We start from the raw sequence: 14,901 nt of genomic DNA, 5'->3' as shown, positions 1-14,901 counted from the left end.
TATATAATATACTTAATAAATTTTAAATATACATCTTTATAATAACTTAATATTTTATACATATTGACCACATTTTTTAAGATATTGGGAAAAGTGCTTCAAAGTGTTAAACAATAGTGAAACAATATTGTATATTTCAAGCTTACCACGTATAATATTATACAAATGATTTATTAATCGTATTTATTTCAAGAAGCAAAATTGTTTCGAGTAGTTATTAAATAACGAATAATATTCACATGTTACTTTCTTCGGTAAAATAAATTTAGGCAAGGATCTTGTCATGGCTAAAAGCACATATCACTTTTAGAAAAAATACTCTAGATTTCTCCTAGTATTTTCGGAGTTTGTTAAGAGAAATCAACAGATGAATTATAAGCAAAACTATGGCTTTTAAAAGATTTTAACTATATTTTTAAATATACAAAGAAATCAAAAGAAAAGCTATATTTAGCTATTGAATTCATTAAAGCGGTTATATATAATTAATATAAGTTGATAATTAGTAATTTACATAAGTGATTCATTTCACACCATATAATGAAAATTATTATTACTAGATTAATTAATATCAACCAGAAAAATTGCTTTTTCGGAAAGAAAATAGAATAAAAAAAGGAGAAAAAGATGAAAAAAGCAACAAATAAGCTAATGTCATTTTTAGCAGCTTTTGCTATGGTGTTAAGTGTATTAGTTGCACCGTTTACTTCTGCTAATGCGGCTGACGATGAAACAACTGATGCACCACAAACAAAAGCTACAGAAACTGAATCTGTAACTATCCACAAAATCTTGTTAACAAAAGAAGCATTAGATAATCACGACAAAGACAAGAAATACGATGGTAAAGAAGTAGATATTAAAGATTTCTTTGATAATGATGCTAAAGAAATTGATGGAGTTTACTTCAAACTTCAAAAATTAAATGATGGTGTAAAAGAAGCAGACATCGATGTTAATAATAATGCTCAATGGACAGATGTATCAGGAAAAGATGGATTTACAGGATCACAAGATAAAGACGGTAATGTAGTTTCTAAAGATGATAAAGAGACTGAAAGAGTTCCTGGATTAAAAATAAACACTAAGGGACTAAAAGGAACTTACAGAATAGTTGAAGATCTTACAAAATCAACTTACAAAGGTGATAAAGGAGAATTATTAGCTAATTCTAAAGCAGTTCCAACACTTCTTACACTTCCAATTACAAATGATAAAGGTGTAGTAAAAGAAGCTCACGTTTATCCAAAAAACACTCAAGAAAAACCAGAAATTGATAAGAACTTTGCTGCTGATAATGACTTGAAAGAAGAAAAAGCAGGAGAAACAGGTTCAAAAGCTGGTGCTAATTATGACAACTACCAAAAAGAAAAAGCTACAGTAACAGCTGATCTTGGTAAATCAGTACCATACGAAGTAAAAACAAAAATCAAAAAAGATTCACACTACAAAAAATTAGTATGGAACGATAACATGACAAAAGGTCTAACATACCAAAAAGATCTTAAAGTTAATGGTGCTGGACTTACAGCAGATGATTATTTCGTAACAGAAACAGACGGAGGATTTACACTAGTTCTTAAAGAATCTGGTCTTACAAAAGTAGAAAACGCAGCTAAAGAAAAAGATGTTGAAATTAAATTAGTTTACTCTGCAAAAATCAATGGTAAAGCAGTAGTTGATAAACCAGAACTAAACGACATCGCACTTGACTATGCAAATAAAAAAGGTCATGATAGCGAACCAAAAGAATTTACACCTGGTCAAAAAGAAATTACAATGAAAAAATCTTGGGATGTAACAGGTGACCAAACTGTAACAGAAGCAGATAAAGGCGTAACAGCATACTTTACACTTCAAAAGAAAAATGACCAAGGTAAATGGGAAGATGTTGAAACTGTTGAAAAAACAGAAAAAGATAATTTTGAAGTAAAATTCTCAAATCTTGATGAAAACGGAACATACAGAATCGTTGAGTCTGTAAAAGGCTATGAAGCTGAATACATGGAATACAACAAAGAAACTGGCGAAATTGAAATCAAGGACCATAAAGATACAGACAACCCAGAAAAACTTAACCCAACAGAACCAAAAGTTCAACTTGGTGGAAGAAAATTCGTTAAAACTAATAACGAAGAAAAAGGTAGCGACAAACTAGAAAGACTTGTAGGAGCAGAATTCTACGTTAAAAATGCACAAGACCAATATCTAGTAGCAGCTAAAAAAGATGCAAAAGCAGTTACAGATGCAAAAGCAGCTCTTGATGATGCAGTAAAAGCTTATAATGACCTTTCAGCTGAAGACCAAAAAGGCGATAAAGGAACAGAAGCTAAAAATCTAATCAATGATAAACAAAAAAAATACAATGATGCATTCGTAGCTAACGCAACAGAATATACTTGGGGCGCAAAAGATGATGCTAACGTTGTTGTATTAACATCTGACGCAGAAGGTAGATTTGAAATTAAAGGTCTTGAATACAAAGAAGGCTACAAATTAGAAGAAAAAACAGCTCCAAAAGGATATGCAAAACTTCAATCTGATGAAGAATTCGAAGTAAAAGATGGTTCTTACGTAAGTACAGCTGATGAACTTCAATACAACAAAGACAATGCCGATAAAGGATACGGTTTACAAATCAAAAATAAGAACGTAACAATCCCACAAACAGGTGGTATTGGTTCATTAATCTTTGTTGTAGCAGGACTTGCACTAATGGCAGTTGCATTTGTAGCTATGAAAAGAAGAAATTCTTACGAAGCTTAATTATAATTAATAAGTAAGAAAAAATAAAAAAAGAAAAAGCAATCAAAAAGGCTCAGGAGAAGATCCTGGGTCTTTTTTTAAAAGGATATTTAGGAGAAAAAATGTATTTATCTAAAGAATCAAAAAAAGATATAAGGATAGGTTTGTCTATAGTCGTATCTGCTTTATCAATATTAGCATACATATTTGTTTCTATTTTAATGTCTAAATTTATCACAAATGAAATTTTATTGATTATTTTGTTATTTCTTGTTAGCTTATTTATAACAGCTGTTATGATGGGAATAATGAGAAAAAGTGAAATGTTCAATATTAAAGACTACGAATTTGTAATCAACTTTTTTGATATAATTGATAATGTTATCACTGTTCTAACCTTTGTTTTAGCATATATAGGAATAGAAACAAAAAAGTTTGCTAGTTATAAAGAAATTATTTTATTATTAATATGTATTAAAATTTTAGCTACATCCGTCAAAGGGTTAAAGTTTAAAATTGATATTAATAAACTAAAATGATTTGATTCAATATGTAATTAATTGATTATTATCAATACTGTGTTTTGATAATTAAATTAATTTCTAACTAGTTCTATAATTGCTCATAATAAGATTAAATATTATGTAGAAGATAGATCATATATAGCCAATCCAGATGTAGAGCTACGTGATATAGAAACGGGTGTATTAAATATGTTGGTTTTACATTTTAATTTAATTAATAACATTAAAAATAGTTATCTAGGATCAGTCGATGATAATACTAATAATAGACAGGAAGTTAAAGAAATTTTCAACTTCTATTTTCCAGCACATATTAGATTTAATAAAAAATACATGGATATGTTGGAATACTCATTGGATAGGTTTGATATATAATATCTAATCGCATTTAAACTCTTAGAAAGTGCAACGTAAATTTTACGTTGTACAACGATAAAATAAAGTACTATTCCAAATTTTGCAAAAATAATTGTTATTATTGTGGAATTCGCAAATCAAATAAAAATGTTGATCGTTAATAAAAAAATATTTATAATTAGTATTTCATATTGTAAGTGGAATTATTTTAGAAACATTTTTAACAATCTTTTTAGATATGTTAACTTTATACTAAAATGCCTAAATTATAGGCTTTTTGGATTGTATATTTCCTATTAATAAGATATAATATATTTGAGTAAGTCTAACTTAATTTACAGAATTATTATACAAATATTTATGACAGGAGTTTTATTATGTTAAGGAAGAAAAGTTACAGTTTGATGGCTGGATTGCTTAGCTTATTTATGGTGCTAACTGCAATTTTTTCGCCTGTATCATTTGCTAAAAGTGCAAATGAAGATACTAGCAATAGTCATCTAACTATCAAAATCCCCAGAAATGGTAAGGATGCGGATGAAAATAGTTCGCCTCGTGAGTTGAAAGTGTATAAGATAAGTGATAAGAATCTTAGTACGGATGAACTTGTTTCTGCTCGTGAGAAATATGATGCTATGACTACAAATGAGATTAAAGATAAATTTGACCAAGTTGGAGAAGTTTTAACTTCAAAAGTTGAAAAAGATGATAATGGCAAATATATCGATCTCATTGAGCTAAAAGGATTAAAAGCGGGAGCTTACTTATTAAAAGAAACAGATGAGTCTTCAGAAAAACACGAATATAGGGTAATTAGCTCAACTACAAATATCCAAGATGGTATAATAGATGAACAAGAAATCAAGGTCAAAGTAGAGCTTAATAAGCCATTAAAATTACACAAATTTGCTTTAGTTGATGAAACTAAAGATGATAAGAAAGAAGAAAGTAAAGAATCAAAAGAAAAAAAGGAAATTGCATTAGCTGGTGTTAAATTTAATTTAATTGACAGTAGCCAAGAAAAGGAAGTTAAGCTTAAAAAAGCTGAAGATGGTACATATTCTTATGAAAATAACTCAGGAGAAGCTGAACTAGTTACCGACAAAGAAGGTAATATAATTATAAATAATCTTCCTAAAGGCAACTATTACTTTAAAGAGATTGAGACTATTGATGATTATGTAATTGATAATCCAAATACTGAAAAATTTGACTATTCTAGAAAAGATGGCTACGAATTAAATAAAATAAATAAGAAAGGAACTGATAAAGGTAAAAAGGTTAAAGTATCCTTACATAAAACAGATGAAGATACTAAGAAAAATTTAGCCGGAGTAGAATTTAGACTTTATCTAAGAACTGGTGATTTACTAACACCTGTTGGTAAAGATGAAAAAGGCAATTATGATGTTGGTGAACAATACACTGACGTTTTCAAAACTGATGAAAATGGTAATATCACTGTAGAAGATTTGCCTGCTCTATCTTCTTCATCAAATGAGTATGTATTTATCGAGACTAAAGCAATTGATGATTATTATTTAGATAAGGATAACAATTATCCAGTAAAAAATAATGATGTTGTGGAAATTGAAAACTACAAAAACCCAACACCTCAAGAATTAAAAATTACAAAGGTGGATTCATTTACAGATGAACCTATAGACAAAGTCGGTTTTGAACTTTACAAGGTAAGAGTAATTGATAATGGCAACAATACAAAAAAAATTACTGAAGAAAAAGTGGTGGTTGCTGGAAGCAATGGATCATACGAATACAAAGATAACATAGCCCAATCAGAACAAGTTTATCAATTATATACAGACAGTAATGGTCAAATCTCTGTTAAAAATTTACCAGATGGAGAATATTTCTTTAGGGAAAACGAACCACACAAAGATTATGATCTAGCAGAAAATCATGGCAAAGAAACAGAAAGATTAAGACGTAATAATACTAGCTACACCTTAAAGAATAGACCTATTAATCCACCAGGAATAGTTCCTCCGAATTCAAAATTTAAAAAGGGATCATATAATTTTGTAAAGGTAGACGATTCAAAGGATAAAAAAAGGTTAGCAGGTGCCACATTTGCCTTATACAAAATAGATGAGAATGGCAAGGCAATCCCATATGAGATGGATGGCAAAAGATATACAGTAAAATCTGGATCTAATGGAGAATTTAAAGTAGAAGACTTGACTTATGGAAAGTATTTACTAAGAGAAACAGCTGCTCCATCAGGATATATCCTAGATACAAAACCAATTGAGTTTACAATTTCAGAAAAATCTGCAACAGCAGAAGCTATTATGATTGTAAATAAACCAGATCAAGCAAAACCACCAGTAGTAACTCCACCAGGAAATACTCCTCCAGGATCAACTACTCCACCAACTACAACAAGAACCTCAGTCCCACCTACAAATACACCAAGAACTTACTATGTTCCAAAAGATAGACCAGGTTTATCAAAAGGACCTCTTGTTAAAACAGGTGATATTAGAATAATAATATTCGTAGTTATCGGTTTGGTAATGATTTTATTTGGTAATCATATAGTAAGAAAAGAAGAAAAAACTCAACTTACAAATATTCCTTTGCAATAGGAAGCTTTACTAATAAAAATAATTAAATAATAATAGCGGAGTATGAACAAAACGTTCATAAAAAAATAAACCGTGAAAGGTGCTTACGGAAAGCACCTTTTTTAAATGAAAAACGAGAGGCACTATGGCTTTTAAGAAAGAAGATAAAACTAAAGAAAAATCTAAAGATAATAAGTCAAATCCAAATGAAAAAGTCAAAAAGAAAAAGAAGCCTCAGTCAAAGGTTTCAAAGTGGGCCTGGCGATTAGTATTTTTATTGGGTATAGCCATAATGCTCTATCCACTAATAAATAAAATCTATTATCGTGTAGATTCTACTAATCAGGTAGACACTTTTAAATCTGGTACTGAAGAGTTGTCTACTGAAGAGATTAAAAGACGTATGGATTTGGCTCATGCTTATAACGAGTCATTATCAGGAGAAATTGCAGATGATCCTTATACTCGCAAAAAGCAAGAAGAAGGTCGTAAAGAATATGCTCGTATGCTAGAAGTAGAAGAAATGATTGGTCACGTAGAGATACCACGTATTGACCAAGATTTACCTATATATGCTGGTACTAGCGAGGATGTTTTGCAAAAGGGTGTAGGACATTTGGAAGGTACATCTTTGCCAGTTGGGGGCAATAGTACTCATTCAGTTTTGACTGCCCACACTGGCTTACCTGAAGCTACACTATTTACCCACTTAACAGAACTAGAAATTGGAGATAAATTTTATATTCACAACATAGAAGGCGTGATGGCATATCAGGTTGATCAAATAAAAGTTATCGAACCATCCAATTTCTCCGATTTGGAAGTTGTACCTGGTCATGATTATGTTACACTATTAACTTGTACACCGATTATGATCAACACCCACAGGCTGATAGTAAGAGGACACAGAGTACCATATGTACCAGCAGTAGATGAAGAATTAATTAGGACGAATAGAGCGAATTGGATGTTTAGAATATTATTTTTCGTAGCCTTATTCTTGATTTTAGTACTTATTATTAGATTGATAAAATTAAGAAAAGAAAACAAGGACTACTACAAACGACTTGAAGAAGTACGCAAAGAACAAGAAAATTTAAAAAATATTGTTATGAATGGTGCGGCTAATACTAGCTACCAATCTTATCAAAGTGGAACAGATATGTTTGAGCAAATGCGAAATACAGATGATCCAAATAATTCAAATGGTGGGATAAATGAATAGAAAAGATAGGCTAAAGAAAAATCTTCCCTTTGTTCTTATCTTTCTAGTAGGTCTTTTGATATTTGCCTATCCACTTATTAGCCAAAAATATTATGAAATAGAATCTGGTAGTGAACTAGTAGAATTTAAAAAGCAAACAGAAGATATTGACAAAGAAGAAGTAAAAAGGCGTATGGATCTAGCTCGTGCCTACAATGAGACTTTGGATCCATCACGTTTAGCCGATCCTTTTACTGAAAAAGAAAAAGCAGGACGAGCAGAATATGCAAGGATGCTGGAAGTAAATGAGATGCTAGGCCATGTGGAAATACCAAGAATTGGTCAAGACTTGCCAATTTATGCTGGAACTACTGATGAAGTTTTAGAAAAAGGCTGCGGTCACTTGGAAGGTACATCACTTCCAATTGGTGGAGATAACACTCACACAGTTATTACAGGACATAGAGGTTTGCCGAATGCAAAGCTATTTAGAAATCTAGACCAACTAGTAGAAGGGGATGTTTTTTACATTCATAATATAGAGGGCACCTTGGCATACCAAGTTGATAAAATTCAAGTGGTTGATCCATCAGACTTTAATCCTATTATGGTAGAAAAAGGTCACGATTATGCTACACTTTTGACATGTACACCATATATGATTAACTCTCATAGACTTTTAGTAAGAGGTCATAGGATTGCTTACCAAGAAGCTATAGATGATGGTGTAGCAAATAGTAAAAGGCTTGCTCCAGACTTTATGCAACTATTACTTATATTATTGCCAGTAATTGCTATTTTGATAATAATTGTAATTAAAGAACGTAGAAGAAGAACATCACTCAGCACGGAGGTAAAGACTATTGAAGAATCGATTAAGACTTACAAAAAGTAGCACCATAGGTTATTTGCTAATACTTTTTGGTTTGCTTTTTATAACTGTCCCACTTATTAGAAGAAGCTATAATGATTACTCAGCTATAGCCTCTAGAAAAAAATTTGAAGAAAGTCAAAAGCAAAGATCTGCTGATGAGATAGCTAAAGAAACTGAAAATGCAAAAGAATATAACCAAGTAATAGAAAATTCGGATATAACAGTTTCAGATCCCTTCACTGCTGAGGATTATGAAACAAAATATGAAAAATTTACAAAAACTAATACACCTTTTGCCTACCTATCCATTCCAAAATTAGATAAACATTTACCTTTATATTTGGATGCAAATCTAGATCATATATCAAAAGGAGTTGCCCAAGTAGATGGAACATCAATACCAATTGGCGGAGCAGGTACTAGATCAGTTATTGCAGGTCACAGAGGCTGGTGGACAGACACTATGTTTTTGTATGTTGATCAATTACAAGCTGGTGACTATGTCTATGTAGAACGTGCTGAAGAAACTATGCGCTATGTTGTCCATGACAAAGAGGTAATAGGACCATATGATTGGGACAAACTAGCTCCACGAGCAGATGAAGATATCATTACCCTAATGACTTGTAGCCCTTTTATGCCACCTAGACCAAACAGATTACTTATAAATTGCTATAGAGATGAAAGTGCTATAGCAGAAGAATTTGACATACCAGGCAAAGATTTGCCAGCTAGTCAAAATGAAAATACAGATGGCAAAACAGATAAAACGGTTAAGCTTACAAGAATAGCAACCCTTGTATTTGCAATACTTGGACTGGTATTGTTTGTAATGACTCTAATAAGATTTATAAAAAGATTAAAAGTAAATATATCTTATGCTAAATAAGATAATCCCTTACGTTTTGTGAGGGATTTTTTTAATTTGGACATTTCAGAGAATAATAAAAAAATTGCTTACATTTTATTATCTTAGGAAAATGATTTTCTTTATAAATGTTGAAATTACAATATTATAAAAAGAAAAAAACTTTGCTGAAATTTGAATTTTGATTGAAATATGTAGATTTTAGTGTAAAATAAAAACATAGTATATAATTAAAGAAAAAAATTAATTAATATAAATTATCATATATCAGAAAGGGGGAATGCTAAGTTTGAAATATAAGTTAATGTCAGCTATAATGGCTTTTACTATGCTGGTTTCTTCAACTATTGCACCATTTGTAGCAAGTAAATCTTATGCCAGTGCAAGTGAGACAGAAGCAAATACAAGCATTATGGAAGATAAAAATGATAAAAAAGATCAATTATCAGAAGAAGATGCTAGAGCAGATTTAGGAGAAGTAAAAATCGATGATAAAGAAAGACCTGAGTCGCAAACTAATGAAGAACAATCACAAGTTCATACAAATGATATAGAAAACTCAACAGATCAAACAGATACAACAGATTTAATTGAAGAAAAAGAAAAAATAATAAATAAATCTGTAGTTGCTAACTTATATATAGACCGTTCCTACACTAGATTGAGTAATAAAAATATAAATGTCAAAATCACAGGTCTCATGCCAGAAAATGCAAGTATCAAAGCCTATGAAATATCCAATCCGCCAATAGATAATCAAAAAGAAAGTTTAATAAGCATTGGATATGAAATATTTGATAAAGATAACAATATTTACAATAAAAAGTCTAGTGATAAATATAAAATAGAAATAAAATCTGACCAATTAAAAGAAGCAGATCAAATCTTTTTTTATGAAAGAAACTATGATCAATCAAGTTTTCAAGAAAGTAAAGACTTTATAAAAACTTCAGATTTGATAAAGCTAGAAAGCAAGGCAGATGAATTTGTGCTTGCTAAAGAAATAGAAAAGAAAGAAGATATATCAAAAAAAGAAGCTAAAAAAGATGAGAAATCTGCCTTATTAGCAGATAAAGATGCAAAGTCAGATAAAGAAAAGTTAATAGATAAAAAAGAAAGTACACAAGCAGAAGATATATTAGAAAATCTAACAAGTCCAATTGTAGGAAAAACTAATTTTAGCAATGAAAATAAAAATCTTGACTTAATAAATTGGAAAAAAGATTTACTAGAATCTTTGGTAGCAAGTAAAGAAAATGATAGTTCAAAAGAGCAAATAAAAAATAATCCTAGTATTTCTAAAAATGATTCGAAAAATATAGAAAAAACAGAAGATAAGGACGATGCTCAATCTAAAAACAAATTACAAACAAATATTACTGATCAAAGTTTAGAAGAAAATCTAACGTATCAACAAGTTTTAGCAGAAATCTATACAGATAGTAGCTATAGTCAAAAGTCTAATGATCAAACTAGTATAAAATTATCAGGCAATTTGCCAGGATATATGAGGGTAAAAGCCTATCCAGTAGAAATAAAAATTGAAGGCAAAGAAGTACTTGCAGCTTATGATATCACTATCTTTGATAAAGATAATAATGAATATAAAGTAGCATCAACTAATGATGTGAAAGTTCAAATCACAAATCAAAAGATACAAAAGGCAAAAGATGTAGAGGTTTATCATAAAGAAAACGAGCAGGCTCCAGAGGAGAAAGTAGCTATTGATAACAAGACAATGGATACTGTTATGTTTAGTGCAGAAAGCTTTTCTATCTATGCAGTTACAGATCCAAATGCACCAGCAACTAGAACATATGAATTTTGGATATTAGATGAAAATGGGAAGAAACAACAGTTGTGGGATAAGCAAACTATTAGAAATGGTCAATCCTTAGATAAACCACAAGTTCCTATCTTCAGTGACAGAGGTAGATATGCAGGATGGTTTCCTATTAATAAACAACAAGATGGATCGGATGAAATTGAATTTTTCAAGCCAATAAACTTTGATACATCTGTTAAGTCAAAAACTATAGATGTTACTCCAAAATTTATTGAAACGGCTCATATAGACTTTATTGATAGAAAATTTATCACTCCAGATAATATTGGAAATATGCAAGTGCCAGCAGGATATACTTTAAAAGATGGCTATTATGTCAATAGTGCTGGTGAGCGCTGGTATGTTGATAACATTTTTAAAACACGTACTCAAAATATGAATGAACCAATAGGACGTCCCAATGTACCTATTATACAAACTGAAAAAAACCAAAATTTAAGTACTGCATTAGAAAATGGATTTTCACACTGGTCAATAACACCAGACGGGGAGCCATTTGATATAGAAAACACCCCTATAACAAGAGATCTTATTGCTAAACAAAGCAAGTTGTCAGGGGAAGAGCAATTAACTAGATTAGATCTTTTTGCTGTATATAAAAAGGGTCATACATTAACTTTCGATACTCAAGGAGGAACTCACGTTCCAAAGCAATTCGTTGTTGAAGGTGACAAGGCTGATATGAGTAAAATAGATGGTCCTTATAGAGCAGGGTACAAATTTAAATATTGGTCTTTGACCCCAGACGGACCTGAATATCCAATTAATGACCATGTCATTACAAAAACAAAAACTTTGTATGCAATTTGGGAACCAATCCAAACTACTTATAAAGTTAATCATTATATAGAAAATCCTGATGATCAAGGATATTCTCTCTACAAATCTGAGACTATAAGTGGCGTAATGGTTGGAGAAAGTACTCAAGACGGTGATTATTTTAAAAACCCTTCAAATGATGATATAGCGAAAGACTTAAAATCACAACAACAATTTAAAGATCCTGAATACTATGGTCTAAGTGATCCTACAGATGATACAAAAGTTATCCATGCGGATGAAGAAGGAAATGGGATTACCGAAATTAATGTCTATTATGCTAGACCTCGTCATAAATTGACTTTTTATAGGCTAAAAGATGCTGGTGGAGGTGGTAGAAACTATCCACTTGAAACTTTTGATAATGTAAAATATGGAGAGAATACCTCTAAGTACTGGAATATTGCAACTGAGACTATGAGACAAAGATATAATAGACCTTGGATTGGTAGACAAGATGATCCAAACGGAAAAGAGCTTACATCTCCTCCTCAAATGCCAAATAGAGACTTTGAAATATTCTATAAGCAAGATTTGGGAAATGTTTTATGGACTCTAAAATTTAGAGAAATAAAGCCTGATGGATCTATAGGATTTATAAAAGATGAAGTATTTAATGCTATTCATCCTGATCAGGTTAACTATACTGGAGGAGCCACTCTCCCAGGCTATACCTATTCACATATAGATGATAAATTTATGTATGATAGAAATAGGGACATAGGAAGAGCTAAGGAAGTTTATGTTAATGGTGAGAAAACTTATGAGTTAATAGTATATTACACAAGAAATAACTATGATTTAAACTTTGTTGCTAATAATGTAGACTATAAAACACAAACTAACAGCGTAGCTTATCAAGAAAATATCAATAAATATGTACCTAAGAATCTTATTGTTAATCAAACTAGAGATAAAAAAGGATCCTTATTTAAGGGATGGTACGATAACCCAGACTTTACAGGTAACCCAATAGATTTTACAAAATATACTATGCCGGCTGGAGAGATGACCTTTTATGGCAAATGGGAATCTAACAAATATAGATTGAGGATTTACCATCAAATGACTACCCCTGGTGAAACAACCAATAAAGATATTTATGATGAGTATTCGATAGATAAAAATAGTTATTTAAGTAAAGATGATGAACGTCTTACAGCTAATAAACCAGTAGGACTAAACTATGATCCAAATAAATATAAGGTTGTTTGGTATGCCTTTCATGGTGGACAATATGAGCCTTACGATTTTAGAGAACCTATTAAAGAAGACTTGTTCCTTTATCCTGTTTGGAATTATCGTGAAGAAGGTAGTCAAAATTATAGGCCTCTTCAGACAGTACACACCATAACCTATGAAGGTGGTCAAGGTAATGGGGAATTCGTAGACCCAAACCGTTATTTGAATAATGCCGATGCAGTTGTATTAGCCCCATATGTTGATGGCAAGTATAACAAGGGTATTACTAAACCAGATGGCAAGCATTTCCAAGGATGGTTGATAAAAGGAAATGAAAATGCTGGTCTTCATAGACCAGGAACTACTATATCAGTTGATAGAGATATTACATTTGTAGCCCAATGGGGTGAATATGAATATACTACATTAGAACTATTTGATAGGAAACCAAATACTAATGATCAGTCTTCTCAAAAATTGAAATTAAAAGATAATGAAACGGTAAAATTGCCTATTCCAGAAGGTGTAGCAGGGTATAAATTTACAGGTTGGTCTACTAAAGAAAATGGTGGAAAAGTGTATGATGGAGGAGCAAGCATAATGGTAACAGATGAGAACTTACCAAATGTACTATATGGAAATTGGGAGAAAATATCTAATGTTCTAACTATCATAAATAAAACTTCTCAGGACTTAACTACCAAAGATAATAGCATTAACTATGAAATCACTTATAAGTTAGAAGGAGTAGAACACAAAGAAGAAATCACTATTCCTAATAATTCTCAAAAAGATATTTCTATACCTTATGGGACAAATAGTCTTAGAATACAATCATTAGCTGGCCAGAGAGTAAAGTATATTTATAATGGTTCTGAGTATGATAAAGATAGTCTTGATGTAGACTCAGTAAATGGTGATATTAAAGTAATATTTGAAACAGAACCACTCCCAGTGCCAACAGGCATTATAGATAATATTACCCCTATGGTTCTTATGCTAGCTCTTGCTATCATGGGATTTGCCTTTAGATTATATAAAAAATCTTTGCTAAAAGGGGGACTTGATGAATGATATAGAAAATATAGAAGAGTTTTTAAAGGATTTGAAATTTAAAAAGCAGACTTTTGGAGGAATATCTGAAAGCGATGCTCTGTCTAAAATCCAAAAGCTTTCAGATTTATATGCTAAAGCTTTTAAAATCCAACAAGTAAAATATGAAGCCTTGATTGATGAAAAGGACAAAGAACTAAGACAGTTAAGAGAGAATAGCAATGAGTAAGAAAGTAAAAATTACTCAAGCGGATAGTAAAAGCTTGCAAAATAAAATGGATTTTACTGAAATAAATAAAATCATTAGGCAAAAGCGAGTCGATGTTTCAAATAAAAATGCAATTAGAAGTTTTGTTAAAAAACTATTACTAATCATCTTAGTATTATGGTTGTTGTTCACTTTCATTTTTGGATTTTTTGTAGTCTATAATGACGATATGTTTCCCAAAATGGTACCAAGTGACTTGTTGATGTACTACAGGCTGGATAGAGATTTCTATGTTGGCGATGTAGTAGTGGTAGGCAAAAATGATGCAAACTACGCGCTACGAATAGTAGCGAGTGGTGGGGATGAAGTTGACATCTCCAAAGAAGGACAGTTGATAGTAAATGACTCATATCAAGCAGAAGATCAGATATTTTATCCGACAGGTCAGTATGAAGAAACTAGTACACAGGTAAAATTTCCAATGAAGCTAAAAGACAATGAGGTTTTTGCTCTGGGTGATATGAGAAAGGGCGCCAAAGATAGTAGATATTTTGGAGCGGTAGAGAAGAATGAAATAAAGGGAAAAGTATTTGCCCTTTATAGAAGAAGTAATTTTTAATAATATAAAATAGG

The 14,901-nt window shown here is 31.1% G+C and carries 9 protein-coding genes; all 9 read left to right on the top strand.

Going from position 1 to position 14,901, the window contains the following annotated elements; translation table 11 throughout:
- Nucleotides 1-627 precede the first annotated feature (627 nt).
- The 9 genes from DY249_RS06240 to lepB all read left to right on the top strand — a co-directional run bounded on the left by DY249_RS06240 (nucleotide 628) and on the right by lepB (nucleotide 14,887).
- Entirely contained in the window at nucleotides 628-2,766 is a 2,139-nt protein-coding gene (locus DY249_RS06240) for a pilin N-terminal domain-containing protein (protein ID WP_115595554.1), read from the top strand.
- A 101-nt stretch (nucleotides 2,767-2,867) separates the two neighbouring features.
- Nucleotides 2,868-3,284, top strand: coding sequence for a hypothetical protein (locus tag DY249_RS06235; protein WP_115595553.1), 417 nt, complete (start codon nucleotides 2,868-2,870; stop codon nucleotides 3,282-3,284).
- A gap of 719 nt (nucleotides 3,285-4,003) precedes the next feature.
- On the top strand, nucleotides 4,004-6,235 hold the full coding sequence (locus DY249_RS06230) for an MSCRAMM family protein (protein WP_147291903.1): 2,232 nt from the start codon (nucleotides 4,004-4,006) through the stop codon (nucleotides 6,233-6,235).
- A gap of 124 nt (nucleotides 6,236-6,359) precedes the next feature.
- Nucleotides 6,360-7,439 (top strand): class C sortase, encoded by a 1,080-nt coding sequence (locus DY249_RS06225; protein ID WP_115595551.1) that lies wholly within the window; start codon nucleotides 6,360-6,362, stop codon nucleotides 7,437-7,439.
- Entirely contained in the window at nucleotides 7,432-8,313 is an 882-nt protein-coding gene (locus DY249_RS06220; RefSeq protein ID WP_101539416.1) for a class C sortase, read from the top strand. Before DY249_RS06225 ends, DY249_RS06220 begins: the two co-directional genes overlap by 8 nt.
- Nucleotides 8,282-9,181 carry a class C sortase gene (locus DY249_RS06215; RefSeq protein ID WP_101539415.1) on the top strand — a complete coding sequence of 300 codons (900 nt, stop codon included), beginning with the start codon at nucleotides 8,282-8,284 and terminating at the stop codon, nucleotides 9,179-9,181. Before DY249_RS06220 ends, DY249_RS06215 begins: the two co-directional genes overlap by 32 nt.
- 268 nt (nucleotides 9,182-9,449) lie before the next feature.
- Nucleotides 9,450-14,081, top strand: coding sequence for an InlB B-repeat-containing protein (locus tag DY249_RS06210; RefSeq protein ID WP_172540065.1), 4,632 nt, complete (start codon nucleotides 9,450-9,452; stop codon nucleotides 14,079-14,081).
- On the top strand, nucleotides 14,074-14,289 hold the full coding sequence (locus DY249_RS06205; protein ID WP_101539413.1) for a hypothetical protein: 216 nt from the start codon (nucleotides 14,074-14,076) through the stop codon (nucleotides 14,287-14,289). The genes DY249_RS06210 and DY249_RS06205 overlap by 8 nt, the downstream gene beginning before the upstream one ends.
- Nucleotides 14,282-14,887, top strand: a complete 606-nt coding sequence (gene lepB / locus DY249_RS06200) for a signal peptidase I (RefSeq protein WP_115595549.1) — start codon at nucleotides 14,282-14,284, stop codon at nucleotides 14,885-14,887. Before DY249_RS06205 ends, lepB begins: the two co-directional genes overlap by 8 nt.
- Nucleotides 14,888-14,901 lie beyond the last annotated feature (14 nt).

This window comes from Anaerococcus octavius (genome assembly GCF_900445265.1).
Taxonomy (GTDB): domain Bacteria; phylum Bacillota; class Clostridia; order Tissierellales; family Peptoniphilaceae; genus Anaerococcus; species Anaerococcus octavius.
The sequence above is the reverse complement of the archived record's forward strand: the minus strand, read 5'-3'. Positions and strand labels throughout refer to the sequence as shown.

Bases quoted from the DNA above. Each gene is read 5' to 3' on its own strand.
- DY249_RS06235 (WP_115595553.1), top strand. From the start codon at position 2,868: ATGTATTTATCTAAAGAATCAAAAAAAGATATAAGGATAGGTTTGTCT.
- DY249_RS06240 (WP_115595554.1), top strand. From the start codon at position 628: ATGAAAAAAGCAACAAATAAGCTAATGTCATTTTTAGCAGCTTTTGCT.
- lepB (WP_115595549.1), top strand. From the start codon at position 14,282: ATGAGTAAGAAAGTAAAAATTACTCAAGCGGATAGTAAAAGCTTGCAA.
- DY249_RS06225 (WP_115595551.1), top strand. From the start codon at position 6,360: ATGGCTTTTAAGAAAGAAGATAAAACTAAAGAAAAATCTAAAGATAAT.
- DY249_RS06205 (WP_101539413.1), top strand. From the start codon at position 14,074: ATGAATGATATAGAAAATATAGAAGAGTTTTTAAAGGATTTGAAATTT.
- DY249_RS06230 (WP_147291903.1), top strand. From the start codon at position 4,004: ATGTTAAGGAAGAAAAGTTACAGTTTGATGGCTGGATTGCTTAGCTTA.
- DY249_RS06220 (WP_101539416.1), top strand. From the start codon at position 7,432: ATGAATAGAAAAGATAGGCTAAAGAAAAATCTTCCCTTTGTTCTTATC.